This is a genomic window from Nakamurella deserti (genome assembly GCF_003260015.1).
Lineage (GTDB): Bacteria > Actinomycetota > Actinomycetes > Mycobacteriales > Nakamurellaceae > Nakamurella > Nakamurella deserti.
The window spans coordinates 1,660,488-1,676,016 of record NZ_QCXS01000002.1 but is presented as its reverse complement, the minus strand read 5'-3'; the positions used below and the strand labels follow the sequence as shown (position 1 = coordinate 1,676,016).

Here is a 15,529-nt window from a genome sequence, read left to right as displayed (position 1 = left end):
CCATGTGTCAACCGGCCGCCCGTCGTGCCGACATCCCAGCCGCACCGCCCGAGCGCGGACCTCAGGACAGGTGCAGCGGCTGCGGATCGGACTTGTGCGTCCAGTCCGAGCCCACGGCGTCCTGACCGTCGGTCCGGCCCTCTCCCGACCGGCTGTCGTACGGGTCCTGGGCCCCGGAACGCAACAGCTCGATGACGATCGATTTCGACGTCGGACAGTTGCTGCCCACGGCGGTGGAGTCCAGCGGCACCAGCGGATTGGTCTCCGGGTAGTAGGCCGCCGCACTCCCGCGGGGCGTGTCGTACTCGACGATGCGGAACCGCTCGGCGACCCGCTCGTGGTCGTCGCCGTCCCAACGCGTCTGGAGATCGACGTAGTCGCCGTCGTGGAAGCCGAGGTCGGTGATGTCGTCGCGGTGCAGGAACACCACGCGCCGCCCGCCCTCGATACCCCGGTACCGGTCGGACAGTCCGTAGATGGTGGTGTTGAACTGGTCGTGGCTGCGCAGGGTCTGCAGGATCAGGTGCTTCGGCGGCACCTGCAACACGTCGACGGGGGAGACGACGATCTCGCCCTTGCCCGACGCCGTCGGGAACGTCCGGGAGTCGCGCGGCGGGTGCGGCATCACGTAGCCGCCGGGGGTGTGCACGTTGACCTCGTACGCCTCGCACCCGGGGACCACCCGGGAGATGTGCGTCCGGATGACGGAGTAGTTGTCCCGCATGGCCTTCCACTGCAGGCCGTACCGGTCGCCGATCGTGGCCTCGGCGATCCGGCTGATGATCTCCACCTCCGACTTCAGGTGCTCGCTCGCCGGCTTGAGCGGTCCGCGCGACGCGTGCACCACGCACGTCGAGTCCTCCACCGAGATCCACTGCGGACCCGACGCCTGGACGTCCTTCTCGGTGCGGCCCTTGGTCGGCAGGATCAGCGCGGTGTGCCCGGGGGTGAGGTGCGAACGGTTGAGCTTGGTCGAGATGTGCACGGTCATCGCGGTGTGCCGGAACGCCTCGACGATGACGTCGGTGTCCGGGACGGCCTGCACGAAGTTGCCGCCCAGTCCGAGGAAGAAGTGCGCCTTGCCGTCCCGCAGCGCCCGGATGCTGTCCACGGTGTCCAGGCCGTTCTCCCGCGGCGGGTCGAAGCCGAACTCCTTCTGCAGCGAGTCCAGGAACGACGCCGGCGGCCGCTCCCAGATGCCCATCGTCCGGTCGCCCTGGACGTTGGAGTGGCCCCGCACCGGGAAGACCCCGGCGCCGGGCTTGCCGATGTCGCCGCGGATCAGCGCCAGGTTGACGACCTCCTTGATGGTGGCGACCGCATTGTGGTGCTGCGTGAGTCCCATCGCCCAGCACCAGACGGTGGCGTCGGAGTCCCGGATCATCGTGGCCATCTCGGTGATCTGGTCGCGGGACAGGCCGGTGGTGGTGGTGACGAAGTCCCAGTCGATGGCGCCGACGTGGGTCTTCCAGGCGTCGAAGCCGGTGGTGTAGCGCTCGATGAAGTCGTGGTCGACGGCGTCCCATCCGGTCAGCAGCGCGCCGACGGCCTGGAACAGCGCGAGGTCGCCGTTGATCCGGATGGGCAGGTGCAGGTCGGACAGCTCGGTGCCGCGGCCCACGACGCCCTTCGGCGTCTGCGGGTTCTTGAACCGGACCAGCCCGGCCTCGCGGAGCGGGTTGATCGAGATGATCTTCGCGCCGTTGGCCTTGGCGATCTCCAGGGCCGACAGCATCCGCGGGTGGTTGGTGCCCGGGTTCTGGCCGGCCAGGATCAGCAGCTTCGCGTGGTGCACGTCGTCGATGCTGACGCTGGCCTTGCCGATGCCGATGGACTCCTGCAGCGCGATGCTGGTCGACTCGTGGCACATGTTGGAGCAGTCGGGGAGGTTGTTGGTGCCGTAGGCCCGGACGAAGAGCTGGTAGGCGAACGCGGCCTCGTTGGAGGCGCGTCCCGACGTGTAGAAGATCGCCTGGTCGGGGTCCAGCGACTTCAGGTGGTCGCCGATGAGGCTGAAGGCCTCGTCCCAGGCGATCTCGGTGTAGTGGGTGGCACCGGGGCGCTTCACCATCGGGTGGGTGATGCGACCCTGCTGACCGAGCCAGAGCTCGGTGTGGCTGTCGAGCTCGGCGATGCTGTGCGCGGCGAAGAAGTCCGGGGTGGCCCGGGCGGTGGTCGCCTCCTCGGCGACGGCCTTGGCGCCGTTCTCGCAGAACTCGGCGGTGTGCCGATGCCCCGGATCGGGATCGGGCCAGGCGCAGCTCATGCAGTCGAAGCCCTCGAGCTGGTTGAGCTTGAGCAGCGTCTGCGCCGTCCGCTTGACGCCCATGTGCCCCAGCGCCCGCTTCATCGACACCGCGACGGCGGTCGGGCCGGCCGCGTGGTCCTTCCGGTGTTCGACCTTCAGGTCGGCCTCGTCGTAGTCCTTGTCGTCGCTGCTGTCGAGCACCATGCCATGACCCCGTTTCTGTCCTCTCGCCCAGGATGCCCGCTCCCGACGGCAGGGCAAACCGGGGGTCGTCCGTCAGCGCCGTGCGGTGGCGTCCTCGGAGGCGATCGCGGTGGCGACGTCACGGGGGTAGCTGCGGCGCGCGGCGACCACCAGCAGCCCGCCGGCGACGACCAGCACCCCCAGGAGCAGCAGGAAGGCCCGGGTGAGACCGACGGCACCGTCGCCCTGCACCTCGTTGGGGTCCACCCCGGCCGGGCTGAGCACGGTGGACAGCCAGCCGAACAGCAGCGGCGCGGATGATTTCAGCAGCGTCTGGACGAACGTGCGCACGCTCTCCGCCCGGCCCCACAGCCGGGAGTGGACGACGTCGAGCCGGGCGGCGTCCAGCGGCGGGTTCGCCGCGCCGATCAGCGCCGAGGCGATGAGCAGCAGCGGCCAGCCGATCAGGAACGTCGGGATGGCCACACCGGGGACCGCCAGCACGAAGGCGACCAGGCAGGCGATCCCGGCCAGGACCGGACGGGCGGCGATCCGGCCGCGGCCGATCCAGCGGTCCGAGAGCGGGCCGGCGATCAGGGTGCCGGTGACGGTGGCGATGCCGACGGTGACGAGCAGCAGGGTGGCGGTGTTCTGGTCGAAGTCGTAGCGGCCGCGCAGGAACACCACGATGAACGCCTGCAGGCCGGCGACGTAGAAGTACACCAACGCCGACGCCACGATGATGTAGACGTTGGAGCGGATGGTCAGCACGTACTTCACGGCCCACCACATCGAGTGGCCGGTGGGGTCGGTGGTGAGCACGGCCCGCGGGTCCGGCTGGACGCCTCTGGAGCGCACCAGCGTGGTGAGACTGCCCGACCGTTCCGCGGTGGCGTCGTGGTCGAGCAGCTCCTGCTGGCCGCCGCGCGCCGGCTCCGGCAGCGTCCGGATCAGGGCGTAGGCCAGCAGCGGACCCGGTACCGCGAGCACCCAGAAGGCGCCGCGCCACGACCACCACGCCGCCATCTCACCGGCCAGCAGCAGCGCGGCCGCCGCCCCGGTGAACTCGCCGGCGAGGATCAACGCGTAGACCCGGCCGCGGCTCGCGGACGGGAAGAGGTCGCCGGTCAGCGACGCGACGATCGGGGTCGCGGCCCCGATGCCGGCACCCAGCGCGACCTGCGCCGCCAGCATGGTCAGGTAGTTCGGCGAGAAACCGGCCACCGTGACCGACACCGACCAGCTCAGCACGCACCACGCCAGCAGCCGCACCCGGCGGGTCCGGTCGGCGAGGATGCCGAAGGGGAGCGTGGTCGCCGCACCCACCAGGCTGGCCGCGGTGATCAGCAGGCCGACCGCGGTGTTGTCGATGTCCAGCGCGACCTTCATGTCCGGCGCGACCGCGCCGACGATGGTCTGGTCACCCGCCGCCAGCGCGAGCGCACCGGCCAGCAGGGCGATGACGCGCAGCTGCGTCCGGCCGCCGGCGGTCGCGACCAGCCGGGCCCAGGGGCTCGGGCGGGTGCTGGGCATGGGAGGTCCTCCGGCGCGGGGCGAGGTGGGGCGATGCACCACCGGCGCGACCGCGCTGCGAAGGATACGACAACAGGACCGCCCGGTCGTGCGGCGGTCTGCTCCCGCCGGGCGCATCCGGGCGCGGCACCGCGTGGCGTGTCGGGGATCGCGGTCGCGCGATCGGACCGGGAGGGTCCTACTGTGTTGCCTGCACGGCCGGGCACGGCACGGTTCGACGACGAACAGCAGGGTAGGGAGACGGTCATCATGGCAGCTGGCGGCGGTAGCGGATCGAGTCCGGACAAGGGTCGTGATCCGACCGGGTGGCAGAGCGGCCGGGCCGTCGACCGCGAGGAGGGCACCGGTCGTGACGCCGGCAACGCCATCCAGTGGAGCTGGTGGAACTTGCTGCTGGCGTTGCCGCTGCTGATGCTCGTCACGCCGGTGTTCAACAAGACCGAACCGCGGTTCCTCGGCCTGCCGCTGTTCTACTGGTTCCAGTTCGCCTTCGTCTTCGTCGGTGTCGCCACCGTCGCGATCGTGTTCGCCGCGACCAGGAACCGTCGCCCGGGCAACACCGAACGGACCGGTGACGACGCATGAGCGGCATCAAGACCACCGAGCTGATCGTCTTCCTGATCCTGTTCCTCGGCGTCGCGGTGATGGGCTTCATGGCCGCGCGCTGGAAGTCCGGCGACACAATGGACCACCTCGACGAGTGGGGCCTCGGTGGCCGCAAGTTCGGCGGCTGGATCACCTGGTTCCTGGTGGGCGGCGACATCTACACCGCCTACACCTTCGTCGCGGTGCCCGCCCTGGTGTTCGGCGCCGGTGCGATCGGGTTCTTCGCGCTGCCCTACACGGTGGTGCTGTACCCGCTGGTCTTCCTGCCGGTGCTGCGGCTCTGGTCGGTGTCGCGGACCCACGGTTACGTGACGCCGGCGGACTTCGTCCGCGGCCGCTCCGGATCGTCGACGCTGGCGCTGCTCATCGCGCTGACCGGCATCGTCGCCACCATGCCCTACATCGCGCTGCAGCTGGTCGGCCTGGAGGCGGTGCTGCGGACGATGGGCATCAACGGTTCCGGGTTCATCGGTCACCTGCCGCTGTTCCTGGCGTTCCTGGTGCTGGCGCTCTACACCTACAAGTCCGGCCTGCGGGCGCCGGCGCTGATCGCGTTCGTCAAGGACTCGCTGATCTACATCGTCATCATCGTGGCGGTGATCTACCTGCCGGCGAAGCTCGGCGGCTGGGGCACCATCTTCGACGCGGCGGAGGCGAAGTTCGACGCCACCCCAGCACCCGGGGACGGCGTGCTGCTCAACGGCAACAACCAGCTGCAGTACGCCACCCTGGCGCTGGGTTCGGCGCTGGCACTGTTCCTGTATCCGCACTCGGCGACCGGCATCCTGGCCTCCCGGGGCCGTGACGTGATCAAGAAGAACATGATCGCGCTGCCGGCGTACTCGTTCCTGCTGGGTCTGCTGGCGCTGCTGGGCTTCGCCGCGATCGCCGCCGGCGTCACGCCGCTGACCAACAACGCCACCGGCCGTCCGGACAGCAACACGCTCATCCCGCTGCTGTTCGACCAGCAGTTCTCGGGCTGGTTCGCCGGTGTCGCCTACGCCGCGATCGGTATCGGTGCGCTGGTGCCGGCCGCGATCATGAGCATCGCCGCGGCCAACCTGTGGACCCGCAACATCTACAAGGAGTACATCGCCAGGAACGCCACCCCGAAGCAGGAGGCGACGCAGGCGAAGTGGGCCTCGCTGGTGGTCAAGTTCGGGGCGGTGGCCTTCATCCTGTTCATCGATCCGCAGTTCTCCATCGACCTGCAGCTGATCGGCGGAGTGATGATCCTGCAGACCCTGCCGGCGGTGGCGATCGCGCTGTACACCCGGTGGCTGCACTCCAAGGCGGTCATCGCGGGCTGGTTCGTCGGGATGGGCTGGGGCCTGTACCTGCTGTACACGATCCCCAACCCGGCCAACGGCAAGGCGCACTTCGGTGGGTCGGCCCTCACCCTGGACAAGCTGTCGCTGTTCGGCTGGCACCCGTTCGCCGGGTCGACGCTGCAGATCTACGTCGGGATCGTGGCGCTGGTGGCCAACCTGGTCGTTGCGGTCGTGGTGACGCTGATCCTGCGCGCGGCGAAGGTGGCCGACGGCCGCGACGAGACCCGGGGTCGCGACTACCACGCGGACGAGGGCGACACCGATCTCCGGGCCATCGCCACGCACTGAGGAAAACCCGCTACCGACGACGGCGGGGCGTCCCGGACACCGGACGCCCCGCCCGATCCGGACACCACACCCCGGCCGTTGTCCACGGCCGGGGCGTGGTGTCGGTGCAGCCTTTCGTGACCCACCCGCCCCACGCCCCGACGCGGTGGACGCGACGGCCCGGACCGGGGCCCGCCGCCGACGGTCCGCTCCAGCTGTCGGAGTCCGTGCCGGCGTGGCGGCCCGTCCCGACTTCTCGCCCTGGCCGATGAGGTCGGTCGTCGGAGTCTCACCCGCAGCGGGGGACGCCGAACGGCTCGCGCCCCACGACGACTGCCGTCCCGGGTCCGGTGGGTCGCCGGACGACCGCGGACGTCAGGTCTGATCGGTGGGTCGGGCCGGACCGCCGAGTCCCCGCTCGACCGCGGCCCATGACGCCGTCCACGCCCGGAGCGGCTCCAACAGCTGCTCCAGCGACGCCAGGTGCTCGTCGAAGGCCTGCAGCTGGGACTGCAACGCGGCGATGCTCTGGCGCTGGGCCCGGACCGTGCTCACCATCGCACCGACCTGCTGCGCCGACATCGCACCGACCTGGGGAAGGACGGGCAGCACCGGCGGCGCCCCGACCGTCGGCACGCCCCACAGGCGCGCGGCCATCGCCGTCAGCTGCTGCATCAGCTCGGCCGGGTTCGGCGGCCTGGTGCCGTCGTCGGCGTTCGCGTCGGGTGTCGGAGTGGTCATCGTGATCCCGTCTCGCCGGCGGCCGTCGACTCGGCGTGTGTGTCCACCGTGGCCGTGGCGGTGGGTGGCCCGGTGACCGGGACCGGCGTCGCGAGCAGGGGCGGCCCGGTGACCGGTACCGGCGTCGCGACCACCGGCGGACCGGCGATCACACCCGTCGCGACCGTGGGCCGGCCCGCGACGAAGTTGGACAGCCGGTACCAGCGCGGATCCCAGCGTCGGGACCACGCGGCGTCGCGCCGCCGGGCCTTCTCCAGGCGCTTCGTGCGGTACCAGCGCCGGGCCCAGAACGACGTGGGCCGGGCCAGTCGCAGGGCGCAGACCCAGGCCGAGAACGGGAAGAACAGACCGATGAGCGCCGCCCGGTACTTCCCCTTCAGCACGCAGACGAAGACCATGATGCCGTTGAGGGTGTAGTTCGTGATGAGCGTGATGCGCAGCCCGAACTCCTCGATGTTGACCTGCTCGACCCCCAGCGGCACGAAGCCGATGGTCACGAAGGCCAGGCAGGCCGCGGCCAGGCCGACGAGCTCGACCGAGACCCGGCCCTCGGTGCTCCAGTAGACGTCCTTGAGGTGCAGGATCAGCGCGAACTCGTCCAGCACCAGCGAGGTGCCCATCCCGATCGCCAGGGCGGCGACCGCCACCCACGGCTCGGTCTGGGCGCTGATCGCGGTGAACGCCCCGGTGACGAGCAGGATGATGCCGGGCACCGCGTGGTGCACGTGGGTGCCGTCGGCCGAGACGTTGTCGCGGAACGGGCCCCGGCCGGCCCGGATCGAGCGGGTGATCAGGCGGGTGACGAGGAAGGTGACGATGAACGCGAACAGGGCGAGCAGCGGCGGCAGTTTGCCGGGCTCGATGATGTTGCGCTGGAAGAAGTCGCCCACGCCCTGATCGTAGAGCTCGGTCAAGCGGCATCCGTGCTGATCGGGAGGGCGACGACTCGTACGTTCGGGGAGCCGAACCACTCGTTGCGGTCGGTCCCGCGCCGGGTGGCGGGCGGATCCGGATACAGTTCGGGAGTGTCCACGAGTGTGCCGCCGGGGTCGGACCCCGGTTCCTCCGCTCAACCGGATCACCCGGATGCTGCCGTCGCTCGGCCGACGGAGGACGACGCGGTGGATGCGGACCCGCCCTCTGCGGGGAACGGCGACGACGTGCTGTGGGCCGACATGTGGCGCGACGCCCTGCAGAGCGGCTTCGCCGCCCTGAGACGTGACGCGGACGAGCGCGGCCCGGACGGGGCCTGACGCCGGTCGTTTCCGCCGCGGTCGGCCCGCCGGCGGTCCTCGCAGAGGTCCCGCGAACGGGTACAGGTTCCAGGACCACACGGACGCGACCCATCGGACAGCGGTGCGTCGTGACCCAGGAGGAGAACCGATGACCCCGAGCACACGACCGACAGCACTGGCCCGAGCCGCCGGGATCGGCGCCCTGGCCGGGTTGGCCGGCGTCGCCGCGATGACGGCGGGGGAGAAGGTCGAGCAGGCCGTGACCCACCGGCCGGATTCCTACGTCCCGGCGCGGGCGCTGCTGACCCTCCTGGGTCGCCACCCGTCGGACGCGGAGCGCCCGCTGGTCTGGAACCACGCGATGCACTGGGCCACCGGCGCGACCCTCGGTGCCGTCCGCGGAGTGTGGGCGGTGGTGGGGCTGCGCGGTCCGGAGGCGACCGTCGCCGCCACCGTGGTGCGGCTGGCGTTCGACCAGACCGTCGAAAACGCGACCGGCGTGGGTGCGCCCCCGCAGACCTGGCCGGTCCGGGAGCGGGTCGTCGACTACACCCACAAGGCCGTGTACGCGCTCGTCACCGGCCTCGTCGCGGAGCGGCTGATCCGGCCGGAGCTGCAGTCCCGGCGCGGCAGGGTGTCGCACTGACGTCCCGCCTGCCGGAGCCGTGGTGCACCGGTCGGGTGACCGCGTCCGGCGCGGGACGACCCCTGGTGCGGCGAACGTGCCCGTGGCGAACGGGCGAACTTCGATCCGTTCCTTGACTGGTTCGTCCGGTTGTCCTTGAGTCGTGCTGTGCGGTCGCGGAGCGCCGCCTGATCCTCGACTGATCCTCGGACACGGGTGGACGCGATGAAGCGTGTGTCGGCGTTGTTGATCGCGGCGGTACTGACGGCGGGCATGGTGATCGGGACACCCGTCGCCGCGCAGGCGCCGCCGCCGGCTGACACGGGCGGACCCAGCGCCTACGTCGGTGACCTGACCGCTCCGCAGCAGGCGCTGCTGTGGGAGCTCGGGGTCGACCGTCGGGAGGTCCGGGCCACCGCCGGTGCCCGAGCGGGAAGCACCCGGGTCGAGGTGGTCCTCACCGATCTGCAGGTGGAGACACTGCGGCGCGCCGGGCTTGCTCTCGAGGAACGACCCTCCTCGGACACCACCGGCGACCGGCGGAGCGTGCAGGAATCGGTCTTCCGCCCCTACTCGGGTCCGGGAGGTCTGCTGGAGGAGTACCGCAGCCTCGCGGCCGCGCATCCCACCCTGGTCAAGCTGGTCAGCATCGGTACCACGGTCCAGGGGACCGACATCATCGCGCTCAAGGTCACCAGGGACGCGGGCACGACCAGGGACGGTCGCCGCCCGGCCGTGCTCTACGCAGCGGCCCAGCACGCCCGGGAGTGGATCACGCCGGAGATGAACCGGCGGCTGCTGCGGTACTACGTCGACAACTACCGGACCGACCGCCGCATCCGCAGCCTGCTGGATTCCACCGAGCTGTGGTTCATCCCGGTGGCCAACCCCGACGGCTACGACTTCACCTTCACCGAGGGCAACCGCCTCTGGCGCAAGAACCTCCGCGACAACGACGGTGACGGCGTCATCACGGGCTCCGACGGCGTCGACCTGAACCGGAACTTCCCGACCAAGTGGGGCTACGACAACGAGGGCTCGTCGTCCACTCCGGGCAGTGACACCTACCGCGGACCGTCCGCCGCGTCCGAGCCCGAGACCCGCGCCTACGACGGTCTGCTGAGCCGTGTCGACTTCGCCTTCCTGATCAACTACCACTCGGCGGCCGAGCTGCTGCTCTACGGGGTGGGTTCCCAGGTCGCCACGCCCACGCCCGACGACCTGCTGTACGAGGCGATGGTGGGGGACAACCAGAACCCCGCGGTGCCGGGGTACGACCCCGACCTGTCGGCCGAGCTGTACACCACCAACGGGGAGACCACCGAGCACGCCCAGGCGGCCTACGGGACGCTGGCGTTCACGCCGGAGATGTCGACCTGTCAGACCGTCAGTGCGATCGATCCCGACGACGCCTTCGAGCCGGACGCCTGCGAGAGCGGCTTCAACTTCCCCGATTCCGAGCCTCTCATCCAGGCCGAGTTCGAGAAGAACCTGCCGTTCGCGGTGGCCGTCGCGGAGTCCGCGGGCAACCCGGCGTACCCGGTGTCGGTGGTCGGGCGCACCGCACCCGATTTCGCGGTCGACACCTTCGAGGTGAGCTACGGCCGGCCGCAGACCGTCGCGGTGGTGGCCCGGCGGGATTTGCGGGACCTCCATGTGCGGTACCGGATCAACGGAGGCAAGGAGCGTCGGCTGTCGGTGGCGGAGTGGGGCGGCGGGGAACGGTACGGCGACACCGGCGACGTGTACTTCGCGGAGTACCGCGCGGCGATCACGCGGGCCGAGCCGGGCGACAGCGTCGAGGTCTGGTTCGCCGGCCGCCGGGCCGGACGTCACTCCGACGCGGCGGCGCCGGAATCCCGCGGTCACGGTCACCGCGGGTGGGTGCAGAGCGAGCACTTCACCTACACCGTCGTCGACGTCCCCGACACCGAGGTGCTGGTCATCGCCGACGAGGACTACGAGGGTGTGAACCCCACCTACCCCGCGACGGTGACCGCGCCGAAGTACGCGCAGGAGTACGTCGATGCGCTGGCCGCCGCCGGACACCGCGCGACCGTGTGGGACGTGACCGCCCAGGGGGTACCGCACGATCTCGGGGTCCTCGCGCACTTCCCGGCGGTGGTCTGGTACCTCGGCGACAACCGGCTGACCCAGGATCCGGAGGACGAGCTCACCGACATCGGCGGTGAGTCCTACCCGGACGCGGCGGTGGCGGAGCGTCAGCAGTACCTGACCCTCGCCGTGCGGGACCATCTCAACGCCGGCGGCAAGCTCGCCTTCAGTGGCGAGACCGCCGCCTACTACGGTCCTCTCGCGGGTGATTTCGGTGGTCTGCTCTACGGGCTCGACGGCGCCCCCGACCAGGACTGCGCCATCCCGGCCGACTTCTCGACCGACTGCCTGGTGCTGTCGGACGACTTCACGCAGTACTACCTCGGGGCCTTCGCGCGCACGACCTCCACCGGGCCGACGGGCGCGGTGGGGACGGCGGAGCCGTTCACCGGCGGCGGTGTGGCCTTCGGCGGGCCGGCCACCGTGGCGAACCCACTGGACGAAGCCGGCGCGTTCCTGCCGACCAGTGCCGTGTTGCCGGAGTCGGAGTTCCCCCAGTTCCGCAGTTGGGTGTCCGGTCGCTACGAGGGAGGGGAGGTGGCCGCGCCGTTCGAGCCGCTGGTGGGGAACTGGTACGCGGCGACCCCGCACGCGGACAGCTCGTGGACCCGGCTGACCCGGACCGTCGACCTCGGTGCGGTCACCGCGGCCGAGACACCGACGCTGGCGTTCGGACTGTCCTTCGACACCGAGCCCAGCTACGACAACGTCATCGTCGAGGTCCACACCGTCGGTTCCGACGACTGGACGACCCTGCCCGAGGCGGGTGGCCGGACGACGACCGACGTGCCCGCGGAATGCGAGGTCGGCTTCCTGCTGGCCGACCACCCGTTCCTCGGGCACTACCTGACACCGGGGGAGGAGGCCTGCACGCCGACCGGCACCACCGGTTCCTGGCATGCGATGACCGGGAATTCGGGCGGCTGGCAGCAGGTCGCCTTCGATCTGTCGGCGTACGCCGGCTCGCAGATCGAGGTGTCCGTCGCCTACGTCACCGACCCCGGATTCGGCGGGCTCGGCGTGGCCGTGGACGACACGCGGTTGCTGGTCGGCGGCGCCGTGGCCGGGGCGGAAGGCTTCGAGGACGGTCTCGGCGCGTGGAGTGTCACGGGACCGCCCGAAGGCAGTCCGGCGAACGGCGTGGCGTTCGGGCGGAGCCAGAGCCTGTTCGGAGCGGCCGTGACGACGCCGGACACGGTGCTGTTCGGATTCGGGGTCGAGCAGGTGGCGGACCCGGCCGCCCGGGCGGCACTGCTCGGTGCGACGGTCGAGCACCTGCTGGGGTCCTGACCCGGGGTCAGCGCGACCCTGGCGCCCGCTCGCCGCTGAGCAGCGCGGCGAGGTCGTACCCGTGCCGGGCGAAGCGTTCGGCGTGCGGCGGGTAGCCGTCGGCGCGGACGAGAGTGCCGTCGCGGGCGGTGAAGAGATCGGCGGTCTCCACGACGCCGTTCTCGACCCGGCCGGGGAGGGCGACGATCTCGCGGACGGTGCGGTGGCCGTGGTGGTCGAGGCCGACCTGGACGATGAGGTCCACGGACGCCGCGACGGTGGGGACGACGAACGCGGCGGTGACGTTCTCGCCGGCCAGCAGCGGCAGCGTGCACAGCTTGACGACGGCCTCGCGGGCGGAGTTCGCGTGCACCGAGCACATGCCGGGCAGCCCGGAGTTCAGTGCGATCAGCAGGTCCAGCGACTCCTCCTGGCGGACCTCCCCGACGATGATGCGGGACGGGCGCATCCGCAGCGCCTCCTTGATCAGCCGCCGCAACCGGATCTCACCGGTGCCCTCCAGGTTGGGCTGGCGGGTCTGCATGGCCACCACGTCGGGCAGCCGCGGCCGCAGCTCGAACACCTCCTCGCAGGTGATCACCCGTTCCGTCGCCGGGATCGAGTTGATCAGCGCGTTGAGCAGCGTCGTCTTCCCGGCCTGGGTGCCGCCGGCCACGATGATGTTCAGCCCGCTGGCCACCGCGGCCTCCAGGAACCGGGCGGCGTGCCCGGTGAGCGACCGCCGGCCGACCAGGTCGTCGAGCGAGTGCGCCGCGACCACGAACTTCCGGATGTTCAGCGACAGGTGCGTGCGGGTGATGTCGGGGATGACTGCGTGCAGCCGACTGCCGTCGGGCAGCAGGGCGTCGACGAACGGTGAGCTGAGGTCCAGGCGCCGGCCGGACGGTTTGAGCATCCGTTCGACGAGGTCACGCAGCTCGCCGGCGGTGAGCACCGTGGTGGTGAGTTCGGACCGTCCGGCGCGGGCGACGAAGACCTGCCCGGGTTGGTTGACCCAGATCTCCTCGACCTCCTCGTCGTCGAGGAACCGCTGCAGCGGGCCGAATCCGGCGACGGCGTCGAACACCTCGCGGGTGACCTGGCCGCGGTGGGTCATCGGTGGCAGCGACGAGGTGCTGACCCGCTCCTCGTAGTGGTTGATGACCTCGTTGATGAGGTCGCGGGCCGACCGCGGGTCGGCGACCGGATCGATGCCCCGTCGCCGGATCAGCTCCCGCACCTCAAGCTGGATGTGTTCCGCCGCCGCCACTGCCGTCGCCATGCCGCCCCTGCCGTTCACCCGTCTGCCGCAACGGTATCGACATCGGCGGATCGGCGGGACGGATCGCGGCGAATGGGGATGGATCCCGCCGGCCGGGAAAGATGCCGGGGAGGACCGGACATGGAGGGGCGTGACGGGTGTGCGTGAGGGGGAGCGGGCGGCGCGGTTCCACGCCGTCGCGGCGGTCGTGGTCGAGCCGGTGCGGCGGTACCTGCACCGGCGTACCGACGCCGACACCGCCGAGGACGTGCTGAGCGAGACGCTGCTGGTCTGCTGGCGGCGCCTCGACGACATCCCGGACGACGTGCTGCCGTGGACCTACGTCGTCGCCCGCAACTGCCTGGCCAACGCCGACCGCTCCGACCGCCGCCAGGCGAGGCTGATCGGCCGCATCCGGGCGGTCGACCCGCCCGCGACGGCCACCCCCGGCCCGGACTCCGCCGACGACACCCTGGATCGGGCCTTCGCGTCACTGTCGGCGGACGACGCCGAGGTGCTGCGTCTGTGGGCCTGGGAGGACCTGGCGCCCGCCGCCATCGGCACCGTCCTCGGCATCACCCCCAACGCCGCGTCGATCCGCCTGCACCGGGCGAAACAACGGCTCAGGGCCGCGCTCGGAAAGAGTGACCACCCCGACGGACATGGACAGGACACAGAGAGGAGCCGGGGATGACCACCGACTACGACGACGATCCGCTCCGGGCCCGCCTGCGCGCCGTCGACCCGGCCGCCGCTCTGCCGCCGCTGCCCGCCGACCGGCGGGACCGACACCTGGAGGACGCCATGACCGCCATCGAACCCACCGCGACCGTGGCGCCGCTGCGTCGGCGCCGTACGACGTGGCTGATCGGCGGGGGGATCGGCGTCGCCGCGGCGGCCGCCGGGGTGATGGTGTTGACCACCGGCGGCCCCGACGTCACCCGCCTCACGCAATCCGCGACCGACCCGATGGCCATGTGCGCCCAGGTCACCGCGGAGGCGTTGGCGCCGAACACGCTGGCCTTCGAGGGGACGGTGACCGGCATCGACGGTTCCACTGTGACCCTCGACGTCTCGGAGCGGTTCCGAGGTGAGATCGGCGACGAGGTCGCCGTCACGCAGCAGGACGCCGCCGCCGCCGACTTCTCCGCCGTGCCGTACGTCCGGGGCACCGCTTACCTGATCGCCGCCACCGACGGCCGGGTCGCCACCTGCGGGCGGAGCGGCGAAGCCGGCCCGGAGCTGCGCGAGCTCTACCGGAGGGCTTTCGGGGGGTGACCGGCCGATAGGGTCTGCGGTCATGTCCGCCGCAGACCCCCGCCCCGTCCACGCCGACGATCTGGCCCTCGCGTTGCTGCTGGCCGACGCCGCCGACGCGATCAGCATGGACCGCTTCCAGGCCGCCGACCTGCGGGTCGACTCCAAGCCCGACCTGACGCCGGTGTCGGACGCCGACACCGCCGTCGAGCGGGCGTTACGGGCGATGATCACCGCCGAGCGGCCGGACGACGTCGTCGTGGGTGAGGAGTACGGCGGTGCGCTGTCCGACACCACCGGTCGCCGCTGGGTCGTCGACCCGATCGACGGGACGAAGAACTACGTCCGCGGTGTCCCCGTGTGGGCCACGCTGATCGCGCTGCTCGACGACACCGGCGCCATCGTCGTCGGAGTCGTCTCCGCCCCCGCGCTGGCCCGCCGCTGGTGGGCCACCGTCGGTGGCGGCGCCTTCACCGCCTTCCGGGAGGGCACGCCCCGCCGCTGCCGGGTGTCGGCGGTCGCGGACCCGGCCGACGCCAGCCTGGCGATCTCCGACCTCGCCGAATGGGAGGCGCACGACCGGCTCGAGCAACTGCTCGGGCTGTCGCGGGCGACCTGGCGGCTCCGCGGCTACGGCGACTTCTATCCGTACATGCTGGTCGCCGAAGGCGCCGTCGACATCGCCGCCGAGCCGGAACTCAACGTCTGGGACATGGCCGCGCTCGTCCCCATCGTCAGCGAAGCCGGCGGCACCATGACCGGCATCGACGGCCGCACGCCGGCCACCGACGCCGGCAACGCACTGGCCACCAACGGCCTGCTGCACGCCGCGGTGTCCGCGGCGCTCGCGCCCTGACG

The 15,529-nt window shown here is 71.3% G+C and carries 13 protein-coding genes; 8 read left to right on the top strand and 5 right to left on the bottom strand.

The annotated features are described in order from the left end of the window. Positions 1-61 precede the first annotated feature (61 nt). Both DB033_RS07635 and DB033_RS07630 read right to left on the bottom strand, forming a co-directional pair. Positions 62-2,452 (bottom strand): FdhF/YdeP family oxidoreductase, encoded by a 2,391-nt coding sequence (locus DB033_RS07635; protein WP_111766157.1) that lies wholly within the window; start codon positions 2,450-2,452, stop codon positions 62-64. Positions 2,453-2,524: 72 nt separating this feature from the next. Beyond that, a complete protein-coding gene (locus DB033_RS07630) occupies positions 2,525-3,964 on the bottom strand; it encodes an MFS transporter (RefSeq protein ID WP_157970567.1) in 1,440 nt (479 codons plus the stop codon). A gap of 249 nt (positions 3,965-4,213) precedes the next feature. On the opposite strand from DB033_RS07630, the gene DB033_RS07625 reads away from it, so the two are divergent. Together DB033_RS07625 and mctP are read left to right on the top strand one after the other, a co-directional pair. Then, positions 4,214-4,549, top strand: coding sequence for a DUF3311 domain-containing protein (locus DB033_RS07625; RefSeq protein ID WP_111766155.1), 336 nt, complete (start codon positions 4,214-4,216; stop codon positions 4,547-4,549). Then, the gene (gene mctP, locus DB033_RS07620) at positions 4,546-6,189 is read left to right on the top strand and encodes a monocarboxylate uptake permease MctP (protein WP_111766154.1); all 1,644 of its coding nucleotides are present in this window, start codon (positions 4,546-4,548) and stop codon (positions 6,187-6,189) included. The genes DB033_RS07625 and mctP overlap by 4 nt, the downstream gene beginning before the upstream one ends. 354 nt (positions 6,190-6,543) lie before the next feature. Here mctP and DB033_RS07615 read toward each other — a convergent pair whose 3' ends face one another. Continuing rightward, entirely contained in the window at positions 6,544-6,909 is a 366-nt protein-coding gene (locus DB033_RS07615; RefSeq protein ID WP_111766153.1) for a hypothetical protein, read from the bottom strand. Then, complete coding sequence (locus tag DB033_RS07610; RefSeq protein ID WP_205843708.1) at positions 6,906-7,823, bottom strand: hypothetical protein; 918 nt, start codon at positions 7,821-7,823, stop codon at positions 6,906-6,908. Before DB033_RS07610 ends, DB033_RS07615 begins: the two co-directional genes overlap by 4 nt. Positions 7,824-8,030: 207 nt before the next feature. On the opposite strand from DB033_RS07610, the gene DB033_RS21655 reads away from it, so the two are divergent. The 3 genes from DB033_RS21655 (at position 8,031) to DB033_RS07600 (ending at position 12,174) form a co-directional block, all read left to right on the top strand. Next, a complete protein-coding gene (locus tag DB033_RS21655) occupies positions 8,031-8,162 on the top strand; it encodes a hypothetical protein (protein WP_276309197.1) in 132 nt (43 codons plus the stop codon). 130 nt (positions 8,163-8,292) lie between these two features. After that, the gene (locus DB033_RS07605) at positions 8,293-8,790 is read left to right on the top strand and encodes a hypothetical protein (RefSeq protein WP_111766152.1); all 498 of its coding nucleotides are present in this window, start codon (positions 8,293-8,295) and stop codon (positions 8,788-8,790) included. Between the two features lie 204 nt (positions 8,791-8,994). Continuing rightward, positions 8,995-12,174, top strand: coding sequence for a M14 family metallopeptidase (locus DB033_RS07600; protein WP_111767318.1), 3,180 nt, complete (start codon positions 8,995-8,997; stop codon positions 12,172-12,174). Between the two features lie 7 nt (positions 12,175-12,181). Here the strand turns inward: DB033_RS07600 and DB033_RS07595 are convergent, their stop codons facing one another. After that, positions 12,182-13,435: a TadA family conjugal transfer-associated ATPase gene (locus tag DB033_RS07595; protein ID WP_111766151.1), complete on the bottom strand. Its 1,254-nt coding sequence runs from the start codon at positions 13,433-13,435 to the stop codon at positions 12,182-12,184. Between the two features lie 130 nt (positions 13,436-13,565). Here DB033_RS07595 and DB033_RS07590 point away from each other — a divergent pair, with 130 nt between their 5' ends. Genes DB033_RS07590 through DB033_RS07580 form a run of 3 tightly spaced genes read left to right on the top strand, consistent with a single transcriptional unit; the run spans position 13,566 to position 15,527 of the window. Next, on the top strand, positions 13,566-14,108 hold the full coding sequence (locus DB033_RS07590; RefSeq protein ID WP_205843707.1) for an RNA polymerase sigma factor: 543 nt from the start codon (positions 13,566-13,568) through the stop codon (positions 14,106-14,108). After that, the gene (locus DB033_RS07585) at positions 14,105-14,692 is read left to right on the top strand and encodes a hypothetical protein (RefSeq protein ID WP_111766149.1); all 588 of its coding nucleotides are present in this window, start codon (positions 14,105-14,107) and stop codon (positions 14,690-14,692) included. The genes DB033_RS07590 and DB033_RS07585 overlap by 4 nt, the downstream gene beginning before the upstream one ends. Before the next feature lie 22 nt (positions 14,693-14,714). After that, on the top strand, positions 14,715-15,527 hold the full coding sequence (locus tag DB033_RS07580) for an inositol monophosphatase family protein (protein ID WP_111766148.1): 813 nt from the start codon (positions 14,715-14,717) through the stop codon (positions 15,525-15,527). Positions 15,528-15,529 lie beyond the last annotated feature (2 nt).

Excerpts from the sequence above, each read along its gene's own strand:
- DB033_RS07635 (WP_111766157.1), bottom strand. The coding sequence starts at position 2,452 with ATGGTGCTCGACAGCAGCGACGACAAGGACTACGACGAGGCCGACCTG.
- DB033_RS07630 (WP_157970567.1), bottom strand. The coding sequence starts at position 3,964 with ATGCCCAGCACCCGCCCGAGCCCCTGGGCCCGGCTGGTCGCGACCGCC.
- DB033_RS07625 (WP_111766155.1), top strand. The coding sequence starts at position 4,214 with ATGGCAGCTGGCGGCGGTAGCGGATCGAGTCCGGACAAGGGTCGTGAT.
- mctP (WP_111766154.1), top strand. The coding sequence starts at position 4,546 with ATGAGCGGCATCAAGACCACCGAGCTGATCGTCTTCCTGATCCTGTTC.
- DB033_RS07615 (WP_111766153.1), bottom strand. The coding sequence starts at position 6,909 with ATGACCACTCCGACACCCGACGCGAACGCCGACGACGGCACCAGGCCG.
- DB033_RS07605 (WP_111766152.1), top strand. The coding sequence starts at position 8,293 with ATGACCCCGAGCACACGACCGACAGCACTGGCCCGAGCCGCCGGGATC.
- DB033_RS07600 (WP_111767318.1), top strand. The coding sequence starts at position 8,995 with ATGAAGCGTGTGTCGGCGTTGTTGATCGCGGCGGTACTGACGGCGGGC.
- DB033_RS07595 (WP_111766151.1), bottom strand. The coding sequence starts at position 13,435 with ATGGCGACGGCAGTGGCGGCGGCGGAACACATCCAGCTTGAGGTGCGG.
- DB033_RS07585 (WP_111766149.1), top strand. The coding sequence starts at position 14,105 with ATGACCACCGACTACGACGACGATCCGCTCCGGGCCCGCCTGCGCGCC.
- DB033_RS07580 (WP_111766148.1), top strand. The coding sequence starts at position 14,715 with ATGTCCGCCGCAGACCCCCGCCCCGTCCACGCCGACGATCTGGCCCTC.